The 24,207-nt window shown below is 65.4% G+C and carries 21 protein-coding genes and 1 pseudogene; 3 read left to right on the plus strand and 19 right to left on the minus strand.

The annotated features are described in order from the left end of the window. Positions 1-47: 47 nt before the first annotated feature. The 6 genes from acs to TSB10GB4_RS05390 form a co-directional block, all read right to left on the minus strand. Positions 48-1,988 (minus strand): acetate--CoA ligase, encoded by a 1,941-nt coding sequence (gene acs, locus TSB10GB4_RS05365; protein ID WP_186387658.1) that lies wholly within the window; start codon positions 1,986-1,988, stop codon positions 48-50. A gap of 136 nt (positions 1,989-2,124) precedes the next feature. Then, a complete protein-coding gene (locus TSB10GB4_RS05370) occupies positions 2,125-2,523 on the minus strand; it encodes a DUF1761 domain-containing protein (protein ID WP_186387659.1) in 399 nt (132 codons plus the stop codon). Positions 2,524-2,554: 31 nt separating this feature from the next. Then, positions 2,555-3,145 carry a hypothetical protein gene (locus tag TSB10GB4_RS05375; protein ID WP_186394872.1) on the minus strand — a complete coding sequence of 197 codons (591 nt, stop codon included), beginning with the start codon at positions 3,143-3,145 and terminating at the stop codon, positions 2,555-2,557. A gap of 334 nt (positions 3,146-3,479) precedes the next feature. Further along, complete coding sequence (locus tag TSB10GB4_RS05380; RefSeq protein WP_186394873.1) at positions 3,480-4,919, minus strand: NAD-dependent succinate-semialdehyde dehydrogenase; 1,440 nt, start codon at positions 4,917-4,919, stop codon at positions 3,480-3,482. 56 nt (positions 4,920-4,975) lie between these two features. After that, positions 4,976-6,439, minus strand: coding sequence for an aldehyde dehydrogenase (locus TSB10GB4_RS05385; protein ID WP_186394874.1), 1,464 nt, complete (start codon positions 6,437-6,439; stop codon positions 4,976-4,978). Between the two features lie 182 nt (positions 6,440-6,621). Continuing rightward, on the minus strand, positions 6,622-7,947 hold the full coding sequence (locus TSB10GB4_RS05390; protein WP_186394875.1) for an FAD-binding oxidoreductase: 1,326 nt from the start codon (positions 7,945-7,947) through the stop codon (positions 6,622-6,624). Positions 7,948-8,123: 176 nt separating this feature from the next. Here TSB10GB4_RS05390 and TSB10GB4_RS05395 point away from each other — a divergent pair, with 176 nt between their 5' ends. Then, positions 8,124-8,618 (plus strand): Lrp/AsnC family transcriptional regulator, encoded by a 495-nt coding sequence (locus TSB10GB4_RS05395; protein ID WP_186394876.1) that lies wholly within the window; start codon positions 8,124-8,126, stop codon positions 8,616-8,618. A 37-nt stretch (positions 8,619-8,655) separates the two neighbouring features. Here TSB10GB4_RS05395 and TSB10GB4_RS05400 read toward each other — a convergent pair whose 3' ends face one another. The 5 genes from TSB10GB4_RS05400 to TSB10GB4_RS05420 all read right to left on the minus strand — a co-directional run bounded on the left by TSB10GB4_RS05400 (position 8,656) and on the right by TSB10GB4_RS05420 (position 13,453). After that, on the minus strand, positions 8,656-9,579 hold the full coding sequence (locus TSB10GB4_RS05400; RefSeq protein WP_186394877.1) for a glyoxylate/hydroxypyruvate reductase A: 924 nt from the start codon (positions 9,577-9,579) through the stop codon (positions 8,656-8,658). Beyond that, the gene (locus TSB10GB4_RS05405; protein ID WP_186394878.1) at positions 9,579-10,967 is read right to left on the minus strand and encodes an aspartate aminotransferase family protein; all 1,389 of its coding nucleotides are present in this window, start codon (positions 10,965-10,967) and stop codon (positions 9,579-9,581) included. The genes TSB10GB4_RS05400 and TSB10GB4_RS05405 overlap by 1 nt, the downstream gene beginning before the upstream one ends. A 15-nt stretch (positions 10,968-10,982) precedes the next feature. Then, positions 10,983-11,813 (minus strand): GNAT family N-acetyltransferase, encoded by an 831-nt coding sequence (locus tag TSB10GB4_RS05410; RefSeq protein ID WP_186394879.1) that lies wholly within the window; start codon positions 11,811-11,813, stop codon positions 10,983-10,985. Positions 11,814-11,948: 135 nt separating this feature from the next. Further along, on the minus strand, positions 11,949-13,058 hold the full coding sequence (gene argE / locus TSB10GB4_RS05415) for an acetylornithine deacetylase (RefSeq protein WP_186394898.1): 1,110 nt from the start codon (positions 13,056-13,058) through the stop codon (positions 11,949-11,951). A 23-nt stretch (positions 13,059-13,081) separates the two neighbouring features. Further along, entirely contained in the window at positions 13,082-13,453 is a 372-nt protein-coding gene (locus tag TSB10GB4_RS05420; protein ID WP_186387669.1) for a cupin domain-containing protein, read from the minus strand. Between the two features lie 200 nt (positions 13,454-13,653). Here TSB10GB4_RS05420 and TSB10GB4_RS05425 point away from each other — a divergent pair, with 200 nt between their 5' ends. Both TSB10GB4_RS05425 and TSB10GB4_RS05430 read left to right on the plus strand, forming a co-directional pair. Continuing rightward, a complete protein-coding gene (locus TSB10GB4_RS05425; RefSeq protein ID WP_186394899.1) occupies positions 13,654-14,322 on the plus strand; it encodes a haloacid dehalogenase type II in 669 nt (222 codons plus the stop codon). A gap of 13 nt (positions 14,323-14,335) precedes the next feature. After that, complete coding sequence (locus TSB10GB4_RS05430; RefSeq protein WP_186394880.1) at positions 14,336-15,625, plus strand: FAD-binding oxidoreductase; 1,290 nt, start codon at positions 14,336-14,338, stop codon at positions 15,623-15,625. Positions 15,626-15,628: 3 nt separating this feature from the next. On the opposite strand, the gene TSB10GB4_RS05435 is transcribed toward TSB10GB4_RS05430, so the two are convergent. From TSB10GB4_RS05435 to TSB10GB4_RS05470, 8 genes and pseudogenes are all read right to left on the minus strand, one after another. After that, a complete protein-coding gene (locus TSB10GB4_RS05435; protein WP_186394881.1) occupies positions 15,629-16,669 on the minus strand; it encodes a GNAT family N-acetyltransferase in 1,041 nt (346 codons plus the stop codon). 139 nt (positions 16,670-16,808) lie between these two features. Beyond that, complete coding sequence (locus TSB10GB4_RS05440) at positions 16,809-17,795, minus strand: threonine/serine dehydratase (protein ID WP_186394882.1); 987 nt, start codon at positions 17,793-17,795, stop codon at positions 16,809-16,811. After that, on the minus strand, positions 17,773-18,819 hold the full coding sequence (locus tag TSB10GB4_RS05445) for an ornithine cyclodeaminase family protein (RefSeq protein ID WP_186394883.1): 1,047 nt from the start codon (positions 18,817-18,819) through the stop codon (positions 17,773-17,775). The genes TSB10GB4_RS05440 and TSB10GB4_RS05445 overlap by 23 nt, the downstream gene beginning before the upstream one ends. A gap of 85 nt (positions 18,820-18,904) precedes the next feature. After that, a complete protein-coding gene (locus TSB10GB4_RS05450; protein ID WP_244296491.1) occupies positions 18,905-20,251 on the minus strand; it encodes an FAD-binding oxidoreductase in 1,347 nt (448 codons plus the stop codon). Then, positions 20,229-21,107: an ABC transporter permease gene (locus TSB10GB4_RS05455; RefSeq protein ID WP_186394884.1), complete on the minus strand. Its 879-nt coding sequence runs from the start codon at positions 21,105-21,107 to the stop codon at positions 20,229-20,231. The genes TSB10GB4_RS05450 and TSB10GB4_RS05455 overlap by 23 nt, the downstream gene beginning before the upstream one ends. 31 nt (positions 21,108-21,138) lie before the next feature. Continuing rightward, positions 21,139-22,089 carry an ABC transporter permease gene (locus TSB10GB4_RS05460; RefSeq protein ID WP_186394885.1) on the minus strand — a complete coding sequence of 317 codons (951 nt, stop codon included), beginning with the start codon at positions 22,087-22,089 and terminating at the stop codon, positions 21,139-21,141. A gap of 80 nt (positions 22,090-22,169) precedes the next feature. Continuing rightward, complete coding sequence (locus TSB10GB4_RS05465) at positions 22,170-23,837, minus strand: peptide ABC transporter substrate-binding protein (protein WP_186394886.1); 1,668 nt, start codon at positions 23,835-23,837, stop codon at positions 22,170-22,172. A 36-nt stretch (positions 23,838-23,873) separates the two neighbouring features. Continuing rightward, positions 23,874-24,086 (minus strand): annotated as a pseudogene (locus tag TSB10GB4_RS05470) (ABC transporter ATP-binding protein); the annotation flags it as partial. Positions 24,087-24,207: the final 121 nt, after the last annotated feature.

A 24,207-nucleotide genomic window follows, 5' to 3' on the forward strand; every position in this document is an offset into this window, starting at 1 on the left:
GGCATTTTCCAAGTCGTTCGGGAGGTCCCGTACCCGGTGACCGTGCTTCAGGCGCCGCGGTTCTGGCGGTTCTCGATCAGGTCGTCGACCACCGCCGGATCGGCCAGGGTCGAGGTGTCGCCGAGATTCTCGAAACTGTCCTCGGCGATCTTGCGCAGGATGCGGCGCATGATCTTGCCAGATCGGGTCTTCGGCAGGCCGGGAGCGAACTGGATCAGGTCCGGCGAGGCGATCGGGCCGATCTCCTGACGCACCCAGGCGCGCAGTTCCTTGGCAAGCTCCTCGGTCGGCTCCTCGCCGGCCATCAGCGTCACATAGACATAGATGCCCTGACCCTTGAGATCGTGCGGGTAGCCGACGACGGCAGCCTCCGAGACCTTGGGATGAGCGACCAGCGCCGATTCGACCTCGGCGGTACCCATACGATGACCGGAGACATTGATGACGTCGTCGACGCGGCCGGTGATCCAGTAGTAGCCATCCGCGTCCCGCCGGCAGCCATCGCCGGTGAAGTACATTCCCTTGTAGGTCGAGAAATAGGTCTGCACGAAGCGCTCGTGGTCGCCATAGACCGTGCGCATCTGCCCCGGCCAGCTATCGATGATCACCAGGTTGCCTTCTGCCGCTCCTTCCAGGATCGAACCTTCCGCATCCACCAGCGCCGGCTGTACGCCGAAGAAGGGCCGCGTGGCGGAGCCCGGCTTCAACGCGGTAGCTCCCGGCAGCGGCGTAATCAGGATGCCACCCGTCTCCGTCTGCCACCAGGTGTCGACGATCGGGCAGCGGCCGTCGCCGACATTCTCGTGATACCAGATCCAGGCTTCCGGATTGATCGGCTCGCCGACCGAGCCAAGAATCCTGAGCGACGCGCGCGAGGTCTTCGTCACATGCTCGGTGCCGGCCCCCATGAGCGAGCGGATCGCCGTCGGCGCGGTGTAGAAGATCGTCACCTTGTGCTTGTCGACCACCTCCCAGAACCGCGCCGGCGAGGGATAGGTCGGAATGCCTTCGAACATCAGCGTGGTCGCGCCGTTGGCCAGCGGACCGTAGACGATGTAGCTGTGGCCGGTCACCCAGCCGACATCCGCCGTGCACCAGTAGATGTCATCGTCCTTGCAGTCGAAGACATACTGGTGAGTCATCGAGGCATAGACGAGGTAGCCGCCGGAGGTGTGCAGCACGCCCTTGGGCTGACCGGTCGAGCCGGAGGTGTAGAGGATGAAGAGCGGGTCCTCGGCGTTCATCTCGACCGGCGGACAGACGTCGGATACGCCCTCGCGCGCCTCGTGATACCAGACATCCCGGCCGTCCTTCATGGCGACACTGCCGCCGGTGCGCCGCACCACCAGCACCTTGTCGACCGGAGCCTTCTCCACCGCCTTGTCGACATTGGCCTTGAGCGGCACCTTGCGTCCGCCGCGCAATCCCTCGTCGGCGGTGATCACGACCTTGCTCTCGCAGCCCGAGATGCGCTGCGACAGGCTGTCGGGCGAGAAGCCGCCGAAGACGATCGAATGGATCGCGCCGAGCCGGGCGCAGGCCAGCATCGCATAGGCGGCCTCGGGGATCATCGGCAGATAGATCGTGACCCGGTCACCCCTGGAAACACCGAGATCCTTCAGCACGTTGGCGAAGCGGTTCACCTCGCCGGCGAGCTCCCGATAGGTGATCACCCGGTGCTCGGACGGGTCGTCACCCTCCCAGATGATCGCCGGCTTGTCGGCACGGGTGGCAAGATGCCGGTCGACACAGTTGGCCGAGACGTTCAGCGTGCCGTCCTCAAACCACTTGATCGAGACATTGTGCGGGTCGTAGGAGGTGTTCTTGACCTTCGTATAGGGCTTGATCCAGTCGATCCGCTTGCCATGCTCGCCCCAGAACGCTTCCGGATCGTCGACCGAAGCGGCGTACATCTCGTTGTACTTCGCCTCGTCGACCAGGGCCGACGCGGCGATCGCCGACGGAACCGGATAGAGATTTTCGGACATACGGAACCTCCCAGTATCTCAAGGTGCGCGCGCAACAGGGAGCGCCCCCTCGTTGTCGCCGCGCATTATGAGGATCGCGGCTCGGGCCGTCCACTTCGCAGCAATCGTTCTTTCGTAGGCAGGGAAGGACGTTGCGTCAGCTCATCAACCCGAGGATCACCCCCTGCACCAGCAGTACCGCAAGCCAGTGGCCGCCGTCGATCAGGGTCAATCCCCATGAGGCCCCCTGGAAACGGTGATTGACGGTCAGGCTGGTGGCAAAGAAGCCTGTCCAGACCAGCACGGCGGAGAGCACTCCGTTGCCGACGCTCATCGGCCCGGCGTGGTAGATGATGCCGGCGAAGATCAGTGCCATCAGCAACTGGCACAGGAAGCTGGTGACCAGAAGCAAAGGCCGGAGGCGAAGTTCGGTCTCTGTCAGGCGCGCGGCGCGGGCCCAGAGTTTGCCGAAAAGGCCGTACCACACAGCCCCGGCGGCGAAAGAGGCAACCGCTGCCGCCAACACGGCAACGAGATCGATACCGTCGAACATCATCAGCCGAACCCGTCCTTCCGTTACGGTCGCGTCAGGCGACCAGAGTTTCCAGCCCGGCCTGCTCAAGGCCGGCGGCAAGATCCTCCAGGACCTTGCGCCGCTCAGCCGCATCGCCCGCCAGCAGATGCACCAGCGCAGCGTCCCGATCCCCCTCTGCTGCAAGGGCAAGGGCGCGAGGCAGGGCTGGGCCGCGCCGGATGCCCTCGCGGTCGATCTCGCCGATCCACACGCGCCGCACGGAGCCGATGGCCGATGTCGCGCCAAGGCCGACCACCATCACAGCGTTGCGGCAATCCTCCAGGGCATCGAGGCCCAGACGGGAAAACAGGTAGCGCCGGCCGGAGGCCCCCGCAAGGTAGCGATAGCGGTCGCCAAGGCCGAGCTCTTCGGCCGCTCTTGGAGAACTGGCCTGAGCCCCTGCCGGTTGTTCGGCCCGCGGTTCCGCCTCCGCCCCGGCCGGCGCTGCGACCTGCCTCCCGATCCGCTCCGCCTCCGGAGTTGCGCAATGCGCAACCGGCCCCGCCGCCGGCGGAGCGGTGAAGGAATGTTCCGTCCCGGCAGTCCCGCTGTCATCGACATCTGCGGGGATGCCTGGAGGCAGGGTCGCGACAGGTTCGATCATGCAAGGATACTAGAACATACCATGAACTTTCGCCAGCACAAAAGCACCGCCGGCAGCGGGCCTGACTTAGGTCGTGGCCTCATGCTTTTGCCGAAATCGGAGCCTGCCCCGGCAATGATATGCCAGGAGGTTCGCGCAGACCGTTTCTCGCCGGAATTATGAGGTCACAGCCTAGTGTGGTGAATTTGAAATACGCCTCATTTTTGCAGCGTGCCGGTGAGCGTATTTCAAATTCGAAAACCACACTAGAAACATAGATTTGCTAGTCACCCTTTTGAATCTGAAGTTCGTTCAGAGCATGCCGAGACATGTGACGAACTTCAGATTCGGGTGACTAGAGCCCGCCGAAGTGGAACGCCTTCGTCTCCAGATATTCCTCGATCCCCTCCTGTGCGCCCTCGCGTCCAAGGCCCGAGGCTTTCACGCCACCAAAGGGCGAGACTTCATGGCTCAGCGCCCCGGTGTTCAGCCCGACGATGCCGAATTCCAGCGCCTCGCCGAACCGGAACGCCCGCGCCATGTCGCGGGTGTAGAAATAGGCGGCAAGGCCGAAGGGCGTGCCGTTGGCCAGCGCCAGCGCTTCGGCCTCGGTCTCGAAGCGGAAGATCGGCGCGACCGGCCCGAACGTCTCCTCGCCCGCCAACCGCATGTCGGGCCGTGCACCAGCCAGAACCACCGGATCTGCATAGTTCGAGGGCAGGTTGCGGGCCCGCGTGAGGCGCGTGGCGCCCTTGTCCAGCGCATCAGCCACATGGGCGTTGATCTTGTCGATGGCTGCGACGTTGATCATCGGCCCGATGGCGACACCGGTCTCTGTTCCCGGCCCGACCTGCAGGGCATCGACGCGCGCGGCCAGTCTTTCGGCAAAGGCATCATGGAGGCCCGCCTGCACCATGATCCGATTGGCGCAAACGCAGGTCTGTCCGCCGTTTCGGAACTTCGACACCATGGCGCCTTCGACCGCCGCCTCCAGATCGGCGTCGTCGAAGACGACGAAGGGCGCATTTCCACCCAGCTCCAGGCTCAGCCGCTTCAACGTCGGGGCGCATTGCCCGGCCAGAAGCGCGCCAACGCGGGTTGACCCCGTAAAGCTCAGCTTGCGGACGACCGGGCTCCCGGTCAGGGCCGCGCCAATCGCCTCGGGTCTGCCGGTCAGGATGTTCAGCACACCCACTGGGATCCCCGCGCGTTCGGCCAGAACCGCGAGTGCCAACGCCGAATAGGGGGTAAGGTCGGACGGCTTGACCACCATCGTGCAACCTGCCGCAAGTCCGGGAGCCACCTTGCGGGTGATCATCGCGATCGGGAAGTTCCAGGGCGTGATGATGGCACAGACGCCGACCGGCTCCTTCAGCGCCAGGATCTTCTTGCCGGCCACTGGCGAAGGGATGAGCTTGCCGTTGATCCGCCGCGCCTCTTCCGCGAACCAGCGCACGAAGCTGGCGCCATAAGCGACCTCGGTGCGGGCTTCCGAAAGCGGCTTGCCCTGTTCGGCGGTCAGGATCTGCGCCAGATCCTCCGTGCTTTCCAGCATCAGGTGATACCAGCGCATCAGGATGTCGGCGCGCTGTTCATGGGTCCGGGCGCGCCAGTCAACCATCGCCCGTTCAGCGGCGGCGATGGCGGCATGGGTTTCATCCGCCGTGCAGTCCGGCAATCGCCCCAGCATCGCTCCAGTGGCAGGATCGTTCACATCCATCTCGGGACGGGTCAGCCACTGACCGTCGATCAGCGCGGCGTTGCGGAACAAGTTAGGGTCTTGCAGCTTCATCATGTCTCCTCCAGCGCGGCAGGAAGTGCCGCTGCAGTCGCAGTGCAGTTTCAGGGCCTTCACAGGGCGATCAGTACGGACTTCGAACGTCGGTTCGCGCGATAGGCCTCGCGACCCAGATCCTTGCCAAGCCCGCTGGCCTTCCATCCGCCCGTGGGCAGAATGTGGTCGCGCGAGCGGTTGTAGCGGTTGACCCAGACCGTTCCGGCCTGGAGTTGCCGCGTCAGCCGCAACCCGCGGGACAGGTCCCGGGTGAACAGGCCGGCACAGAGGCCATAGGTCGGATGCGCTGCCAACTGCATCGCCTCGTCCTCGGTTTCGAAGGTCTGGAAGGTCGCCACCGGACCGAAGATCTCCTCCGTCACCGCCGGGTTGGATGCCTCCACGCCGGCCAGAAGCGTGGGCCGGTAGTAGCTCCCCTCCCCCTCGAACCTGTCGCCGCCGCAAACGAGGTCCGCCCCGGCACGGCAGGCCGCCTGCACGATGCCGTCGATACGCTGGAGCTGGGTCAGCGAGATAATGGGCGAGAAGCCAGGCGTTTCGAGCCAGGTGGCGGCCGGGCGCTCGGCCGCGAACCTTGCGACCAGCCGGGCCGCCAGATCTTCGGCAATCGACCGGTGCACGATCATCCGCGATCCGGCGACGCAGAACTGCCCCGCATTGGGAAGGATGCCGCGCGCAAGACAGTCAGCCGCAAGATCGAGGTCCGCATCGTCGAAGACGACCATCGGGCTTTTGCCGCCCAGTTCCAGTGTCATCGGCCGGATACCCGCCTGCGCCACGTTCCGCATGATCAGGGCGCCGGCCCGCGTCGAGCCGGTAAAGGAGATCTTGGCAACCTCGGGATGAACGGTCAGCGCCTTGCCCGTGACCTCTCCGTCCCCCAGCACCACATTGACAAGCCCCGGCGGGATCCCGGCCCGAACCGAGAGCTCGGCCATGTAGAGGGCGGACCAGCTCGTCAATTCCGACGGCTTCAGGACGACCGCATTGCCCGCCGCCAGGGCCGGCGCCAGCTTCCACGCCGCCATCGATATCGGAAAGTTCCAAGGCGTGATCGCCGCGACTACGCCATAGGGCTCATCCGAGATCCAACCGACCTGCCGATCCGATGTCGGCACGAGGTCGCCCCCTTCCTTGTCGGCGAACTCCGCGAAGAAGCGGATCTGCTCGGCCGAAACGGGAATGTCGCCGGCGATGACGTCCGCATAGGGCCGCGACGAACAGATCGCCTCCAGTCGGGCGAGGGTCACCGCCTCGGCTTCGATCAGATCGGCCCACCGTTGCAGCGCGCGCAGCCGGTCCCGCGGGGTACAATTTCCCCACCCTGTGCGCCGCAGCGCGGCGCCGGCCGCAGTCACGGCATGGTGGACGACATCGGCATCGCCGCGCGGCACACCCTGCAGGGCACGGCCGTCCGAGGGGGCCGTCACGCCGATCTCCGCTGCCCCCGCGACATACCGCCCATCGATGAAATGGGCGGACGTGAGGGACACGTCGGACGGGTCGAAGGCGAGACTCATTTCGGGACCTCTTCGGGCACGCAGCGTGACTGGAAGAAGGTGCCGCCCGCAAAGCAGCGAATGCTGTCGTATGGGTCCAGGTCGCAGCAGATTCCGCCGTTGTCGCTTCCTGTCCGACAGAAGATTGCGCGGGGCGCGTCCGGGTGTCCGGCGCAGTTCGGACCCCGCCGGCATGGACGGCGTCAGAACTCGGCGACCTTGCCCCATTGGCTGTGGCCGAACCGGGCCAGCCGATACTGTGCCGTCTCGGTAATCGGGGTCCGGCCCAGGATCAGGTCGGCGATCAGGTGGCCCACTCCCGGCCCGATGCCGAAGCCGTGGCCCGACAATCCTGCCGCAAGAACAAGACCGGGAATTCCGATGTCGGCGTCGATCACCGGGACCCCGTCCGGGGTGCTGTCGATATAGCCGGCCCAGGCGGCCTGGACCGAAGCCGCGCGCAGGGCCGGCAACAGCGCCTGTGCCCGGCCCAGGGTTTCCGCAATCACCCGGGAGGACGGCCGGGGATCGAGAATGCGTGTCCGCTCCATCGGCGTCGGCCGGTCCAGAGCCCATCTCCGGCGCGTCTCGAACCCGGCGGCCCAGCCTTGCCAGCCGCCGGGGCGCAGCGACCGCCAGCGCCGGGCGAACATCGGCAGGAAATGCCGCATCCCGGCGAGCGCCCCGGGAGTCGGATCCAGGCTGGCATACCCGGAAATGGCCAGCGTACGGCCGCCGTCGCCGCGCCGCGTTACCGAGACGGCAGCGGTGTGCAAGGCATCGGGCAGTCCGTCAACTCCGGGTGCCAGAGCAAGGATCGAGCTGCGCACCGAAGCCTGAGGAAAGACGATCCCCAACTGGTGCAGGAAACTTGCCGACCAGGCACCACCTGCCACCACGACCGACGCCGTGCGGATCCTCCCAGCCTCGGTGATCACACCGCAGACGCGGCCGGCCGCCAGTTCGATCCCTCGCGCCGCACAGGCCTGAACCACATGTCCGCCGTGTTTCTCGATGCCGCGCGCGATCATCGGCGCAGCGCGCGCCGGATCCGCGATGCCATCGGTTGGCGACCAGACACCCCCGAGCCAGGGTCGCCCGGTCGCAGCGCCGCGGGCCGTCGCCTCCTCGGCGGTCAACATCCGCGTGTCCACGCCGACCCCGCGCGCGAACCGGCCCCACTTCGCCCAGCCCTCGAGCTCCACCGGATCGTTGGACAGATACAGAAGGCCGCAACGGGAAAAACCCAGACTGTTGCCGATGTCCGCGGCCATAGCCTCCCACAAGTCGAGACTGCGGGTGGACAGCGGCAGTTCGCGAGCATCGCGGTTCTGCTGGCGGCACCAGCCCCAGTTGCGGCTGGACTGCTCGGCTCCCACGGCCCCCTTTTCCAGGAGAACGACGGTCTGCCCGGCCCTCGCAAGCCAATACGCCGCCGACACCCCGACGATGCCGCCACCGATCACCACGCAATCTGCAACCGGCGGCAGAATGTTCGGCGTGTCGATGAGCAGCAGCGGCGCGGACATGTCGGGCTCCCTTGATCTCGCACACCCTAGCCGGGGCGACACAGTGCAATGTTCCGGAATATCGGGGCCGGACGGCATTTCCTGTTGAACGGACGTAGGAAATAGAATGCTCTAGATCAGGATAGCGCCTTACGCTCCGCAGGGAGTTGGGAGCGGCGCGCTTGCGGGGCATGGGTATGACGACACCGTATAAACTCGACAGGATCGACATCAGGATTCTGGCCGTGCTGCAACGCAACGGCAGAATCACCAATGTCGAACTGGCCGAGGAGGTGCACCTGTCACCGTCCCCTTGCCTGATGCGGGTGAAGAAGCTACAGCAGGCGGGCTATATCACCGGCTACACGGCGCAGATCGATCTCGCCCGCCTTGGCGAGACGCTGACAGTCTTCACCGAATTCACCCTCAAGAACCACCGCCAGATCGACTTCGCCCGCTTTCAGGAGGCGCTGGAGAAGATCGACAGTTGCGTCGAGTGCCATCTTGTCTCCGGCGGCTACGACTATCTGGTCAAGTTCGTCACCTCGGGCATCGCCGACTACCAGACGATCCTGGAAGGGCTGATCGACCGGGACATCGGGATCGACAAATATTTCAGCTTCGTCGTTCTGAAGACCCCTTTCGTAAAACAGCAGATCCCCCTCACCCGCCTGTTCGTCGACCGCGACTGATCCCCCGCTGCGGGAAGGAACGCCCACCCGGGTCGTTTCAATACCCTTTCTGCTGATCGACAAGGCCCGGAACAGCGATTCCAAGGCGCAGCGCCCGGATGACCGCCAAAGCATGTCGCGCGCCCTCGGCCGGGTCTGTCTGCGCCGCGACATGCGGAGTGACGATGACCCGCGGATCGCGCCACAGCCAATGATCGGCCGGCAGGGGCTCGGGATCGGTCACGTCCAGCACCGCGCCCGACAGCCGGCCGGTGTCCAGAGCCTCGCGCAAGGCGGGCATGTCCAGATGCCCTCCCCGCCCGGCATGGATCAGGCCCGCTCCTGCCGGAAGCGCCGCGAAAGTGCCGGCACCGAGAACACCCCGCGTTTCGCTCGTCAGCGGCAGGAGGCAGACCAGCAGGTCGCTGCGGGCCAGAAACGCCTCGACGTCTCCCTCGGCGAAAACCGGCACGCTCCCCGGTTCCGCATCACGTCCGCCCCCCGAGCGCGACAGGCCCGCGACGTCGAAGCCCAGAGCCTGAAGGCTGTGCGCAGCCAGCCTGCCGATACGTCCCATGCCCAGGATGCCGACCCACCGCGCCGTAGCGGGCTGCACCGGATGGGGGCGCCACAGCCCCTGCCGCGCCTGGTCGATATAGAGCGGCAGATCCCGGTGCAGCAAGAGCGTCGCCATCACCACCCAGTCGCGCACCATCGCCTCGATGCCCGGCGCCAGAGTGCGCGACAGCGCGACCCCCGGCGGCATCGGCGGCAGGTGATCGACCCCCGCGCCCACCGAGATGACGGCGCGCAGATTGGGATAGCGGCCGAGGTCCTTGGGCGGCACCCAGCAGGCGATCTCGGTCACGAGCGCCGGGTCAGTGACGGCTTCTTCCCCTTCGAACATCGTTTCGCCTGCCTCCGACAGGATCGCCCGCCAGACCGGCGCCCGATTGGGCGTGGAGAGAAACAGCAGCGCCATCAGCTCAGCACGCTCCGGATCTCGGGATCGTCCAGCGTCAGGTCCAGCACCTTGCGGGTCCGCTCGACGATGGCGTCGATCTCACTTTCGGTGCAACACAGCGGCGGCGCATAGCCGAACACGCCCTGCGCGAAGGAACGAACGATCAGTCCCTGCTCCCAGGCCCGATCGAAAAGCCGGGTGGCAGCCTGAAGCGCTGCGGGCAGCGGGGTCTTCGCCGCCTTGTCGGTCACGAGCTCCACCGCCGCCAGCATTCCCCTGCCCCGCACATCGCCGACCAGCGGATGGTCGGACAGTCCGCGCAGCCCCGCCTGCAGCCGCGCGCCCATCCGGCGGCCGTTCTCCAGCAGCCCGCCCTCGTAAAGGGCAAGCACCTCAAGCCCCACTGCAGCCGAAACCGGATGCGCCGAATAGGTGAAGCCATGGCCCACGGCCTTGGCCCCCGCGCCGTCGGCGATGGTCTGATAGACGTGATCCGACATCAGCACCGCCCCCATGGGAACATAGCCGGAGGTCAGGCCCTTCGCGACCGTCATCAGGTCGGGCACGATGCCTTCGTCCTCGCAGGCGAACAGCGGACCGGTGCGGCCGAAGCCGGTGATGACCTCGTCCGCGACAAACAGAATGCCAAGCTCGGCGCAGGTCTCGCGCAGCGCCCGAACCCAGCCGTCCGGCGGCACCAGCACCCCGCCCGAGCCCTGGATCGGCTCCACATAGAAAGCCGCGACCCGATCCGGGCCGATCGCCTCGACCTTGGCGCGCAGTTCGGCGACCGAAGCCTCAATCACCGCTTGCGGATCACGAGCGAGCGGATTGCGGTAGAGGTCATGCGAGCTGATCTTGTGCTGCCAACTGTAGGGAATGCCGAAACCGTCATGGAACAGCGGCAACGCCGTCAGCCCGGCTCCCGCGCTGCTGGAGCCGTGATAGCCCTGCGCGACCGAGATGAACTGGTCCCGCTCGGGTTGCCCCTTTGCATGCCAGTAATAGCGGATGAAACGGATCGTGCTGTCCACCGCGTCCGATCCGCCAAGGGTGAAATAGACGTGGTTCAGATCGCCGGGCGCCCGCTCGGCCAGAGCCGCGGCCAAGCGGATCGGCGCTTCCGCGCCAAGATCGAAATAGCCGGTCGCATAGGGCAGCTCGCGCATCTGACGCATCGCCGCGGCGACCACGCTTTCCTGCCCGTAGCCGGCGTTGACGCACCACAGGCCTGCGAAGCCGTCGATCAACTCGCGCCCTTCGGCGTCGGTGACCGTGGCCCCTTTGGCCGAAGCCAGGACCCGCACACCGCGCGCCGCATGGCCATGAAACGACGAGACAGGATGAACCAGATGCTGTCGATCCAGCTCGACAAGCGAATTGGCTAGAGAGGGCTTGGACGGCATGTGCGCTCCGTGGGCTCAGCCCAGTGCCTGAGAGACAAGGGCATAGGTTTGATAGTCCGACGAGGGGTGAGAACGCGGCGAATGCACCATCGCCGTGCCGTCGCCGACAGGGGCAAGGCCAAGTGCCTCGGCATGCGGGGCAAGACCGTGTGCCTCGGTCAGGTCGACCCGCAGAAGGCGTCCCGCCATCCGTTCCGCCGCCGCCGAGATCAGCGCGCGCGCCGCGCCGACATCCCGTGCCACAACCGGGCCGACGACATGACCGCGACCGAAGCTGCGCAGGAAGGCAAACCCGCCATCGGTGCGCAGGGTCTCCCCGAGAGCCGCGATACGCGCAAGCAGGGCCGTCCGCTCCATCCCGCTGGCTGCCGTATCGAGCGCGGCCAGGGTCTCGAGATTTTCGGGTCCGATCCGAACCGGGCGCTCAGGCGGCAGGGCCCGGGCCAGCCCCTGGTGCTGCAGGATCCGTCCCCGCTCCACGAAACCGAGCTTGCGATAGAGCGGCAGGCCCTCCTGTGTGCCGACAAGCCGCATCTCACGGTCGCCAGCCAAAGCCATGACACGCTGCATCAACTGGCGGCCGACCCCCCGGCCGCGCATGCTCTCGGCGACGATGATCATGTTCAGCGTCGCGACAGGCCCGAAGGCCGAACACAATGCCGTGCCGACGAGCCGCTCGCCGTCCATCGCCGCCACGCCTTTTGAGACGGACAGGGTCAGCTCCCAGTCCTCGGTCCGGTGCAGCCAGCCGGCGGCCTGCGAGAGCAGGAGAGCAGCAGGCAGGTGCTCCGGTGTCAGCGGCACGAAATCGAGAGCCGGCAGTGCAGGTCGGTCAAGTCGGATCATCGTTGGGTTACCTGTCTTTTCCATACAAGCCTTGGTTCCCAAACTAGACGGGCCTGCACAGCATGATTGTCCTGTTCCCGCGCACCGGCGGCAGTTTGCGCCAAGCGCCACCGCACGGAGCCGCATAAAATGCCGTCAGCCACACAAGCTCACCCCAAGCCGGCGGATCATCGCGCTGGCGCCGTGCAACTCGTCCCGCGTCAGATATTCCTCCGGCTTGTGCGCACGCGCGATAGTGCCCGGGCCACAGATCACCGCCGGTATGCCGGCTGCCTGAAACAATCCGGCCTCGGTGCCGTAGCTGACCGCCCCCAACGGAGCCTTTCCCGCAAGCCGCGCGATCAGTCCGGCCAGCGGGTGATCGGGCGGCAGGGCTAGGGCGGGATAGGCTGACAGCGTCTCCACCTCGACCCCCGCGGCCTCGGCTGCGGCGGTCACCGGTGCCAGCAGCCCGGCGGGATCCACTCCCGCGATCGCCCTGGCCTCCAGTTCGGCCACGGCCGTATCGGGAATGACGTTCACCGCCAGTCCGCCGGCGAGGGTACCGATCTGCAGGCTGGACCAGGGTGGCTCGAAGCGCGGATCCTGTGGTCCGCTCTGCAGTGCCGCCGCCTGCCGCACCGCCGCGTCCAGCACCGGAACCAACGCGTGGATCGCGTTGATCCCCTGATCCGGGCGGGAGGAATGCCCGGCCACGCCCTCCGCGCTCAACCGGATCGCGGCCTTGCCCTTGTGGGCCAGAACGGGTGTCAGGTCGGACGGCTCCCCGATGATTGCCCCTGCGGGCGGTGCGCAAAGTCCCGGCATCGCCGCCAGAAGATGCGGCACACCGCGACAGCCGATCTCCTCGTCATAGGACAGCGCCAGATGGATGGGAGCGGTCAACGACAGATCGACGAGATCGGGCACCATGGCAAGGGCGGCTGCGACAAAGCCCTTCATGTCGCAAGCCCCCCGCCCGATCAGCCGCTCTCCGTCTGCACGCAGGACGAAGGGGTCTGCCTGCCAACCCGGTTCGCTGGCCGGCACCACATCGAGATGCCCGGACAGGACATAGCCCGGTCGATCTGGTGGGCCGATGGTCGCGAACAGGTTCGCCCGGTCGCCTTCGGGGCCGGGAAGGTAGTGGCAGACCACGCCCTGCGCGCCCAGCCAATCCCGGATGAACCCGACGATTTGACCGTTCGGACGGCCCGCCACGCTCGGGAACGCGACCAGACGGGCCAGCATGTCTTCGGCTGACATTGCCTCCTTTGCCATCTGTGCCGTCACTCTTCGATGAAAACATAGATCTTGCGGACCGTCTCGACCGTGCGCCAGCGTCCGACGAAGCCCGGCTTCATCACGAAACTGTCGCCGGCCCCGAAAGTCCAGGCCTCTCCATCGTCCGAGACGATCTCCACCCGCCCCTCGAGGATGTGACAGAACTCGAGCGTGTCGCCCTTGATCGAGCGCGTCTCGCCGGGCGTTGCCTGCCATATGCCGGTACGGACCTGTCCCCATCGGGCCGGCCCGGACAGCGCGCTGTCGAATTCCCAGGTGCTGAAGGCCGGAGCGCCGGCGATCAGCCGATCCTCAGCCGGCACGCTCGTGCGCGGGGCAAAGCCGGGCATGGAGGCAATCGGAACGATGGTGGTCATGGTCTTTGGCTCCTGGCGCGATCTGACCGGGCAACTTTGCCCTGGCCCCGGCCGCCATCGTCGCCGAATGCGCCGGCGTCACGGCAGGCTGTGCCGCTCTTCACCGAACAAACGCAATTTCCTGCGCTTGCACCGGCAAACGCGGCAAGGTCTGTTGCCAGAAACCGAGGATGCTGGGTCATCACACCTCATCGGAGACCATCATGACCTTCCGTCCCAAGTTCGTCACCTTCGACTGCCATGGCACCATGGTCTTCTTCAACATGGCTGGCGCCGCCCGCGACCACTTCCAGCATCTGCTGTCGCCGGAGCAGATGGAGGCCTTCATCCGCGATTTCTCGGCCTATCGGCTGGACGAGGTGATGGGCCCCTGGAAGCCGTATGCCGACGTGGTTCACAACGCGGTGGAGCGGACCTGCAAGCGCCACGGGATCGCCTTCGACCCGGCGGTGGCTGTCGAGATCTACAACCGGGTCCCCACCTGGGGCCCGCATGCGGACGTGCCCGAGGGCCTCGCAAAGGTCGCCAAGGAGATCCCGCTGGTCGCGTTGACCAATTCGATGAATGCCCAGATCCCGCATAATATTGCCCGGCTGGGCGCGCCCATCACCCATGTCCTGACCGCAGAAAGCGCGGGAGCCTACAAGCCGCGGATGCAGGCTTTCGAATACATGTTCGACACCCTGGGCTGCGGACCGCAGGACATCGTGCATGTCTCGTCCAGCTTCCGCTACGATCTGATGACCGCCCATGACCTCGGCATCACCAACAAGGTCTGGGTCAATCGCGGCCACGAACCCGCCAATCCCTATTACGGCTATACCGAGGTCCCCACCGTGTCGGCGCTTCCGGCCGCCCTGGGACTGTGAAGCGAGGGTGGCGATGAGATACCTGTCCTACTGGCACGATACGGCCCCCGCCTTTGCCGGCGGGCAGACAGCTCCCGTCGACGGCCGCTTTGACGTGGCCGTGATCGGCGCCGGTTTCACCGGACTGAACGCGGCCCGCAAGCTGGCGCGCGCGGGGGCGAGGGTCGCTGTCCTGGACGCGGGGCCCGTCGGTGCCGGCGGGTCGGGACGCAACGGCGGGCATCTGAACAATGGCATCGCCCATGGCTATGCCGATGCCAAGGCGCATCTGGGCCCGGACCGTGCCCGCGCCCTGTACCGCGCCTATGACCGCTCGATCGACATGATCGAGGACCTCATCGCCGAGGAGGGCATCGCCTGCGATTTCCGCCGGGCGGGCAAGCTGAAACTGGCCTCGAAGCCCTCGCATGTGGCGGCCTTGCGCGCGAATTACGATCTCGTCTCGCGTGAAGTCGATCCCGAGACCCGCTGGTTGGACCGGGCGGATCTGGCCGGCGAAATCGGCTCTGATGCGTTCCACGGCGCCGCATTGTTCGAGAAATCGGCCATGATGCACATGGGGCGTTACCTGACAGGTCTTGCCGAGGCCTCGGTTAGACACGGCGCTACCATCTGGGAAACCGCGCCGGTGACCGGTCGCGACCGGACGCGCGATGGCTGGGAACTGGTCACGCCGCGCGGACGGCTTCAGGCCACCACCGTCATCGCGGCGACCGGCGCCTATTCCGCCGAGGTGCCACAGGCCCCGCTGGGATATTTCCGCCGGCGCATCATCTCGATGGGCTCGTTCCTCCTCGCCACCCGCCCTCTGACCAGCGAGGAGGTCGCGGCAACGATGCCGGGCAACCGCACTTGCGTCACCTCGATGAACATCGGCAACTATTTCCGCCTTTCGCCGGACAACCGCCTGATCTTCGGCGGCCGCGCCCGTTTCTCGGCGGTTTCGGACCAGCGCTCGGACGCCAAGTCCGGCAAGATGCTGCGCCAGGCAATGGCGCAGATCTTCCCGCAGCTTGCCGATGTCGAAATCGACTATTGCTGGGGGGGACTGGTCGGCATGACCAAGGACCGCTTCCCCCGGGCGGGCGAAGCAGACGGCATGCTCTACGCTATGGGCTATTCCGGTCACGGCGCCCAGCTTTCCACGCTTCTGGGGCAGGTGCTGGCCGATCTGGCCATGGGGCGCAAGGACACCAATCCGCTCGATGGGCTGAACTGGCCGCCCGTTCCGGCCCTCGACGGCAAGCCTTGGTTCCTGCCCCTGGCGGGGCTGTGGTTCAAGGTGAAGGACCGCCTGTCCTGACGCTCAGCCCAGCGAATGGGCGGCGAGGCCGAAGGTCACGGCGCCCTCGCTCGCCCGGCGTTGCGGGCCGATCCGCATCTCGGTGACCGTGTCGAACAGCGCCATCCCGGACGCCGTCAGAAAGCTGCTCAAGGCGGGCCCCGGTGCCGGGACGTCCATCCGCACGAATGTGCCCTCTGCCTTGGCGATCAGGGGAGCGATGATCTGCAGTGCCATCTGCTCGGTCTCGGCGACCACCGGGCCGATCACCTGCCCCTTGCCGAAGCGGCGCATCAGGGCAAAGCCGCAGGCCTTGCCCGCGCGGGTGGCGATCACGCCGCTGGAGAGGTCGAGCAAGGCGTCGAGCATCCCGCCGCGATCGGCCCCAAAGGCGTGGGCGTCGAGCGCCTTGATCGCCTCGCTGTCAGCCTGCGACACCGCCGCCAACGCGATGCCCGAGACCGGGTCCGGCGATGAAACCGGTCGGACGATCCCCTGGTGCTGCCGGATCGGCCCGACCGGAATGAACCCGGCGCTTTCGTAGAGCCGATAACCGGAGCGCGTTGCACTGAGCCGCAGGTCGCGCGTCCCGCAGTCGCGCATGATCCGCCGCAACAGCCAGCGTCCCGCCCCTTGCGCCTGCAGACGCGGCGGCGTCACCATCATGCCGAGCATGGCAAAATCGTCGCCCATCGGGAAATACATGGCGGAACCGAGCGGGCGGCCGATTTCATCCAGGGCGATGTAGCCGTGACCCAGAGAGATGAACAGATCGAGGTCGTCGTTGCGGTGCGGCCAGAACACGCTGACCGTCAGCTCATACAGGAGATCCCGCTGCTGCGGGGTCACGGGAACGATCTTGGCGGAATAGGCATCGACCCGCAGCGTCGCGTCCAGATCGTCTCTCGCGTCGCCGCCAGCCGAATGCGCACCGCGCGGAGGCTCTGCAACTCGATCTCCAATGTCCTGGTTCATCCGCAACTCCCCTCCGAAGCCGCCAGGTGAACCGTCAGCGACATGGCGGTCGGAACCGACCTCTCCCTCTATATAGGGCAAATCGGCCAACAGATTCTTCCGTTTCGGACAAGGCAACGGAAGAATCTGTCGCAGCGGGAGGTGTTGCTGCGGTCATAGGGAAGCCATCGGCAGGCGGCCCGGCCCCATCACCAGCTCATCCCCTTGCAGGTGCCATCCTGCGACCCCGCTAATCTTCCAGGGCCTGTTCGGCCGCTCCGTAGACTTCGGCGAGATCGCGCAAATCCCAGTTGCCGCCGGTGAGCACGACACAGACCTTCTCGTCGGACCTCACCGTAAGCGATCCCGCCAGCAGGGCGCCGATCCCGATCGCGGCCGCCGGTTCCGCGATCAGTTTCGCATCCCTCGCCAGAGCACGCATGCCCGCGACGATATGCTCATCCTCGACCAGAACGATCTCATCGACGTATTTCTCGATGATCGGAAACGGGTTCTGGCCTGGCACGCTGATCCTCAACCCATCGGCGATGGTGTCTTTCAGCGGCAGCGACGTGCGCTCCTTGTTGAGCCGGCTGCGATGATATTTCGGTGTCAGGGACGGTTCCGCGCCGATGACGCGGACGGAAGGGTTCGTTTCCTTGATTGCGGTAGCGATTCCCGAGATCAGGCCTCCGCCGCCCAGCGGCACAACAATCGTGTCCACATCTTCCAGATCTTCGAGGATTTCGCAGCCGATCGTCCCCTGACCGGCCATCACCAGCGGATCTTCAAAGCCGTGAACGACCGCATAGCCGTTCTGTTCGGCGATCTCGTAGACCTTCTTCCACCTGGCGGCATTGTCACCGTCGAAAAGAATGACCTCCGCGCCCAAAGCCCTGGTGTTGGCAATCTTGATCCTTGGCGTGGTCACCGGAAGCACCAGCACCACTTTCACGCCCAGCATCCGCGCTGCGTAGGACAGGCCTTGCGCGTGATTTCCCGAGGAGGACGATATCAGGCCGTTGGCAATCTCTTCCCGCGACAGCGACAAGGTCTTGTTCAGGGCGCCGCGGATCTTGAAGGCGCCGGTGATCTGGAGTGTTTCGGGCTTCAGGTACACCTGACACCCGGCCGCGCTCTCGATCCTGTCGGCCCGCAACAATGGCGTATGGCGGATATGGGGCTTCAGCCGTTCGCGCGCCTCGAGAATATCCTCAATGGTCGGATGGTTGCGCATTGTCTTTGTCCTTCCCGTCCTTGAGACGCGGCCCCGGTTCGAGGAAATCGAAGGGCATCCCGAGGTTTCCCGCCAGTGCGTTCCTGTAGATCGCTGCGGCGGTCGTGTTGTCCTGGATGGCCATTCCGGTGGAATCGAAGATGGTCACCTCCGCATCGCTTTCCCGGCCCGGCTTCCTCCCCAGCAAGATCTCCCCGATCTCGGCATGGATGTCGGATCGGGCAATGATGCCCCGGTTCAACGGGTGCCATGTCTCGCCCTTCTCGACGCATTGCGACAGGGAATCGACAACCACCTTGGCATCCCGGAAAATCTCCGGATCCAGTTCCTGCTTGCCGCGCTGATCGGTTCCGATCGCAATGATATGCGTGCCGGGCCTGACCCAGTCGGCTTCGACCACCGGCCCGCTCCCGCGGGTCGTGGTGATCAGGATGTCGGCCTTCTCGACGGCGTCGCGAGCGGATTGCTCCGGCATCACCGGGATGCCGAACTCCCGTTCGATATCCGCCTTGAAGGCGGCCAGCGCGTCCGGGCTGCGATTCGCGGCATGGACCGCCTCGATCTTCATGATTTCGCTGATCGCCCGGATCTGCATCCGCGCCTGGTTGCCCGTCCCGATCGAGGCGAGGCGGCGGGCATCCTTCCGCGCAAGCAGCTTGACCGAAACCGCCCCCGCCGCCCCGGTCCTGAGGCCGGTGATCAAACTGCCGTCCATGATGCAGATCAGCGCACAGCTTCTGGCATCGAACAGCAGGATCGTGCCCATGCCGTTGGGCACGCCGTAGAGGGCGGGATTTTCGGTGAACCCGCCCGACGAGGCCTTCATCGAGATCAGTTCGCCGGCCTTGTGATAGCCGATCTTGAAGTCGATCTCGCCGTGGGGCGGCAGGTGTATGCCCGTGTAGCCTGGTTGCTCCACCAGACCGCTGTTGAGGGCCCTGTAGGCCTCCTCAACTGCGTCAATGACATCCTTTGTGGAAATCAGCCTTCTGACTTCGTCTTTCTTCAGAAGAAGCGTTGTCATTGCAGACACCTTGTTCCGGAGCGCGAGAACGGCTGCGCCGGCACTCTGGAGCCGAAGGCGCTCGCATTCTTGAAAGGACGGGCCGTTATCGGCGCGCACGCCACATCGCAAGTCGATCCTGCAGGGCGTAACCGCGGATGATCGCGGGCATGAACCATGGATTGCCCCGGTAGAACGGCACGGCGGCAGGCGGCCGGAAGTCGAAAGCGGTGCGAGCCTCCGCCTCTCGCCCCAGCAGCCTGTGGGCCGCCCGCATCCCCAGCCAGGGTGCCCAGACGACGCCAGACCCACAAAACCCGGTGGCGTAGACGACGCCGTCGCGCTCGAACAGGCGGGGCAGCATGTCGCGGTTCATCGCCACATTGCCGAACCAGCTATGCGTCAGGCGGACTCCCTCCAGTTCGGGGAAGAGCTCCACCAACCCGGCACGCAGGCGCAGCGTCGGCGCAGCCGGGTCGCCGACGCGCGAACTGTCGCGCCCGCCCAGCAGGATACGCCTGCCATCGGGAGAAGGCCGGTAATAAAAGCCCAGTTGCCTGTTCTCTCCCATCATCATCCGGCGCGGCATCAAATGCGCCATCACGGCGGACGGCAGCTCCTCGGTGGCGATCATCCGGCTGCGCACCGGAACCAGGCGCCGTCGCAGGTAGGGTGCCGCTCCGTCCGTATAGCCGTTGGTGCAGACAAGAACCTGCCCCGCCTCGACGGTCCCGGCTGCGGTTGCGATGCGGAACACCCGGCCGTCCCGCTCCATCGCCGTCACCGGCGTGTGCGCATGAACGACCACGCCCGCAGCCAGCGCGATGCGCAGGAGTTCGGCATGAAACTTGGCCGGGTGAAGGCCGCCGATATCCATGCGGACCGTGCCCCCGCGATAGAACCCGGTACCGATGTAGTCCCGCTGGTCCGCATACGGCACGGCATAGGATTCGATACCTAGCCTTTTCGCCAGCGCCTCGGCACCGCGGGCCATCTCGTCGTACTGGTCAAACCCCAGCGCGCCCTTGAACAGGCCGGTCAGCGCGAAATCGCAGTCAAGCCCTTCGGTGCGGATGAAGTCGTAGAAAAACGCTCGGGCGGTCTTGCCCTCTGCCTCGATGGCGAGCGCGGTCTGCTCGCCAAAATGCCGGACAAGCGTCGCAAATCCCGGGCGGATCGAGCCGCTGGTGATCCCGCCATTGCGCGACGAGGCACCCTCGCCCGGGTTCAGCGCGTCGAAGACCGCAACCGAGCGTCCTGCCCGCGCCAGGGTGAGTGCGGCGGCCAGCCCGGCATAGCCCGCGCCGACGATCACCACGTCCTGACGTGTGTGCAGCGGCTGGCGGGGCAAGGGTTGGACCGGGGCGGCCTCCCACCAATAGGGGGTGGATTTTTCGGCCAGTTTGGAGTGATTGCGCATCGGCGCCTCTTCAGATGGTGTCATGGCGCACATCGAGGGCGTCCCGCAGCCCGTCGCCGATGAAGTTGAAACTGGTAACGGCAATGGTGATCGCGGCACCGGGTATGATGGCGAGCCAGGGCGCACTGCCGAGATATTGCTGCGCACCGTTCAGCATGTTGCCCCAGCTCGGCAGCGGCGGCTGGATCCCGAAGCCGAGGAAGCTGACATAGGCTTCGAGCAGGATCGCCCGGGCCACGGTGAGCGTGGCGGCGACGATGATCGGCCCCATGGCGTTTGGAAGGATCTCGCGGAACATGATATGGGCCCGGCCCAGACCCAGCATCCGCCCCGCGAGGACGAACTCGCGCTCCTTGAGCGACCGCACCTCGGCCTCGACGATGCGGGCAACCTCCATCCAGCTTGTCACGGCAATGATAACCGTGATCATGACCGGGCTGGGCTTCAAGGCGGCCGCGAGCGCCAGCAGCAGGAAGATCGACGGATAGGACAGGAAACCGTCCACCGTGCGCATCAGCACCGCGTTGATCCAACCGCCCTGGTACCCTGCAATCACGCCAACCACCGTGCCGACCACGATCGAGAGCAGCATGGCCGTGAACCCGACGAGCAGCGAGATCCGCCCCGCCATCAGCAGCCTGGCCGCGACGTCTCGGCCAAGAGGATCGGTGCCCAGATAATGGCCGCCGGACAGGGGCGGAGCGAAACGCGCCCGCAGGTCGATGGAGAGCGAGTCATAGGGCAGGAGAGAGGGGCCGACGATGCAGGCAAGCGTCAGCAAGGTGATCATCGACAGCCCCAGCAGCGCCAGCCGATGCCCCATGAACCGGCGCATGACGCGGCTTTGCCACCAGCGGCTTGGCGTGTGAACAGCGGAAAACGTAGTCATTTCGCGATCATCCCGTTCCTGTGGACCTGGATCAGGCCAGACGAATGCGCGGATCGACCAGCGCGACGACGATATCGGCGATGAGATTGCCGGCAATGGTGAGAATGGCCGAGAAGATCAGCAGACCCATCACGACCGGATAGTCGCTATAGCCAAGGCTATCGAGGAACAGCCGTCCCATTCCCGGCCAGGTGAAGACGGTTTCCGTCACCAGCGCCCCGGTCAGGAGCGAAGGAAGCTGCACTCCGGCCAGGGTGATCATGGGCAGCAGGGCGTTGCCGACGACATGTTTCAGGATGACCCGGCGCTCGCCGACGCCCTTGGCCCGGGCGGTCTTCACGAACTCCTGGCTGATGGCATCGAGCGTCGCTGCACGCATGAAACGGCTCCAGATCGCAATGTGGACGAGCGCGAGAACCGTCGAAGGCATGATGAGGTGGTGCAGGTAGTTCAGGACCGAGCCGTCGCCGATCGTATACATGTTGCCCGCAGGCAGCCATCCGAGCTTCAGTGAGAACACATAGATTCCGATCAGCCCGAACCAGAAGGTCGGGATCGAGAGGGCGATCATCGCACCGACGGTCGCCAGATAATCAAAAGTAGAGTAGCGATGCGTGGCGCCGCGTATGCCGATCCACGTGCCGACGGCGACGGCGATCACCGTCGAGGATCCCATCAGCAGCAAGGTCGCGAAGATATGCCGGCCGATCACGTCCAGCACCGGGCTGCCGTCGCGAAACGATGTCCCCCAGTCGCCTTGCACAAGCCGCCAGATCCAGTCGAGATACTGGACCCAGAGCGGGCGGTTCAGCCCAAGCTGCTCGGCCAGCCGGTTCATGTCCTCCTGGGTCATGCCGGGGTCGAGGGCATATTGCGCCATTGGCCCGCCGGGAATGAGGTTCAGCACGACAAAACCGATGATCGACACGATCACCAGCAGCATCACGCTCTGCATCAGGCGTTTGAGCAGAAAAGCGGGCATGGCCCCCTCCCTTCAAGACAGGCGCCTCACGGCATGTCCGCCGCCCGCAACGACCTGGTCGCGGGCGGCGGAAAGTGCATTCAGGCTCGGAACCAGCCTGCCGCATGCCAGGATTCCGTGCGCGTGTTGCCATTGGGCACGTAGCCTTCGATGCCCTCCTTGTGTCCGTAGACCAGGGTGTTGGCGAACAGCGGCAGGAAGGGCAGATCCCGGCGAATGAGTTCCTGCACCCGGAAATAGATCTTCCTGCGCGCTTCGGGATCGAAGGTGCGGCTGCCCTCCTCGAGCAGGGCGTCGACCTCGGCGTCGGAATACTGCGCGTTGTTCGATCCGCTGCCACCCTTGGCGACGATGGCCTTGGTATGGAACCGGTTGGTCACGTCGGGATCGGCACCGATCAGATAGGTGATGCCCACCATGGCGGTGTCGAATTGCGACTGAGACCAGAAGTCTCCCCACATCACCGCCGAAGGAAGGTTCTCGATCGTCATTTCCACGCCGATCTCGGCAAAGGTCTGCTGGATGAACTGCTGCGCCTGCTCCCGCAGATGGGCCCCCGAGGTGGTGGAGTTCTTGAACGACAGCCGCACGCCGTCCTTGACGCGGATGCCGTCCGCCCCCGGAACCCAGCCGGCCTCGTCCAGAAGCTGACGCGCGCGGTCGAGATTGAACTCGTGCTTGGGAAGGTCCGGATTGTGATAGTAGGACTGCAGCGGCATGAAGGTCTCGGTCATGCCCGGAACACCGTAGTTCAGCCCATCGATGATCGCGTGGCGGTCGATCGCAAGATAGAGCGCCTCGCGAACGGCCCGGTCCTTGAACTGCGGCCGCTCAAGATTGAGGTAGATCGATTCCACCGACCCTTTGGGGACCAGCGTCACGACGCGGCCGGGAAGGTTGCGGGCCTCCTCGTAATTGTCCGGGGTGATGTAGGCCTGGCCGACCAGATCGATGTCGCCGCTGCGGAACTGGGTGTACAGCACGGTCATGTCCGGGATGTACTTGAAGATCAACTGCTCAATATAGGGCCCCTCGCCGAAATAGTCGGGATTCGCGACAAGCTCCAGATGGTCGCCGGCAATGCGCTTGCCCCATTTGAATGCGCCGGTGCCGACGGGCGCCTGGTTGAAGGCGGCCGTATTGGGATCCGCCTCCTTCTCCAGAATGTGCCTGGGCACGATGAAGGTCTCGGTCAGGAACGACAGATAGGGAGCGAATGCCCGTTCCATCCGCCACGTGATCTCGGTCGGCGACACCACGGTGATATCATGGAGCAGCGCATGGCCGGTGGTGCGCCAGGCGCGGAAATCGGGCTTGGTGATGAGCTCGAGGGTGAATTTCACGTCTTCGGCGGTGAAGGCTTCGCCGTCATGCCAGCGGACGTCGTCGCGCAGGCGGATACGCCAGTTCAGTCCGTCTTCCGAGATCCCGCCATTGGCCTGGGTCGGCACCTCCGCCGCCAGATTGGGCACGATGACACCCTGCGGATCAATGCGGAACAAGGCGTCGAACATCGAGAAGTGCACGCCGTCGTCCACCTCGATATGCGCCATCAGTGGATTGAACACCGTCGGCTCCTGCGAGATGCCGACGATGATCCGGCCGGTCGGGGCAGCCGGCGGGGTCTGGGCAAAGGCGGGCCTGCCCAGGAGATGGGGCGCAAAAAGCCCCGCCGCGCCACCTGCCGCAAACAGGCGAAGGGCGGCGCGCCGTGAATAGCCGGACTTGAGGAATTCGTTCTTGGTCATGTGGCACCCTCTCTTTTTGACGGTTGGTCCTTGCGATTAACTCTCGGCCGCTTCCGGTTTCTGCCCTTGCGGGCGCTCGCCCGGAATGGCGGCAACCAGTTCGCGCGTGTAGTCGGACTGCGGGTTGAGGAAGATCTGGGAGGGGGGGCCCTGCTCCACGATCTCCCCCTTCTGCATCACCGCGATCTCGTCGCAGATCTGGCTGGCGACGCGCAGGTCGTGGGTGATGAAGATCATCGAGACCCCTGTATGTCCGGGTTGTGTCATGATGCTTGCGGGACGGAGGCCGTTGGACCCCTGGTCGTTGTGAGACCGTAGACCGGCATTTGGCCCCGTCCCGCTTCGCATGATCAACCTGAACAGTTGCACG

The sequence above is a fragment of the Stappia sp. TSB10GB4 genome (assembly GCF_900185745.1).
Taxonomy (GTDB): domain Bacteria; phylum Pseudomonadota; class Alphaproteobacteria; order Rhizobiales; family Stappiaceae; genus Stappia.

Coding starts and splice junctions, on each gene's coding strand:
- TSB10GB4_RS05420 (WP_186387669.1), bottom strand. CDS start 13,453: ATGACCACCATCGTTCCGATTGCCTCCATGCCCGGCTTTGCCCCGCGC.
- TSB10GB4_RS05450 (WP_244296491.1), bottom strand. CDS start 20,251: ATGTGCGCCATGACACCATCTGAAGAGGCGCCGATGCGCAATCACTCC.
- TSB10GB4_RS05380 (WP_186394873.1), bottom strand. CDS start 4,919: ATGATGAAGCTGCAAGACCCTAACTTGTTCCGCAACGCCGCGCTGATC.
- TSB10GB4_RS05385 (WP_186394874.1), bottom strand. CDS start 6,439: ATGAGTCTCGCCTTCGACCCGTCCGACGTGTCCCTCACGTCCGCCCAT.
- TSB10GB4_RS05430 (WP_186394880.1), top strand. CDS start 14,336: ATGAGATACCTGTCCTACTGGCACGATACGGCCCCCGCCTTTGCCGGC.
- TSB10GB4_RS05455 (WP_186394884.1), bottom strand. CDS start 21,107: ATGACTACGTTTTCCGCTGTTCACACGCCAAGCCGCTGGTGGCAAAGC.
- TSB10GB4_RS05440 (WP_186394882.1), bottom strand. CDS start 17,795: ATGCGCAACCATCCGACCATTGAGGATATTCTCGAGGCGCGCGAACGG.
- TSB10GB4_RS05465 (WP_186394886.1), bottom strand. CDS start 23,837: ATGACCAAGAACGAATTCCTCAAGTCCGGCTATTCACGGCGCGCCGCC.
- TSB10GB4_RS05400 (WP_186394877.1), bottom strand. CDS start 9,579: ATGGCGCTGCTGTTTCTCTCCACGCCCAATCGGGCGCCGGTCTGGCGG.
- argE (WP_186394898.1), bottom strand. CDS start 13,058: ATGTCAGCCGAAGACATGCTGGCCCGTCTGGTCGCGTTCCCGAGCGTG.
- TSB10GB4_RS05395 (WP_186394876.1), top strand. CDS start 8,124: ATGACGACACCGTATAAACTCGACAGGATCGACATCAGGATTCTGGCC.
- TSB10GB4_RS05375 (WP_186394872.1), bottom strand. CDS start 3,145: ATGATCGAACCTGTCGCGACCCTGCCTCCAGGCATCCCCGCAGATGTC.
- TSB10GB4_RS05460 (WP_186394885.1), bottom strand. CDS start 22,089: ATGCCCGCTTTTCTGCTCAAACGCCTGATGCAGAGCGTGATGCTGCTG.
- TSB10GB4_RS05445 (WP_186394883.1), bottom strand. CDS start 18,819: ATGACAACGCTTCTTCTGAAGAAAGACGAAGTCAGAAGGCTGATTTCC.
- acs (WP_186387658.1), bottom strand. CDS start 1,988: ATGTCCGAAAATCTCTATCCGGTTCCGTCGGCGATCGCCGCGTCGGCC.
- TSB10GB4_RS05390 (WP_186394875.1), bottom strand. CDS start 7,947: ATGTCCGCGCCGCTGCTGCTCATCGACACGCCGAACATTCTGCCGCCG.
- TSB10GB4_RS05405 (WP_186394878.1), bottom strand. CDS start 10,967: ATGCCGTCCAAGCCCTCTCTAGCCAATTCGCTTGTCGAGCTGGATCGA.
- TSB10GB4_RS05370 (WP_186387659.1), bottom strand. CDS start 2,523: ATGATGTTCGACGGTATCGATCTCGTTGCCGTGTTGGCGGCAGCGGTT.
- TSB10GB4_RS05410 (WP_186394879.1), bottom strand. CDS start 11,813: ATGATCCGACTTGACCGACCTGCACTGCCGGCTCTCGATTTCGTGCCG.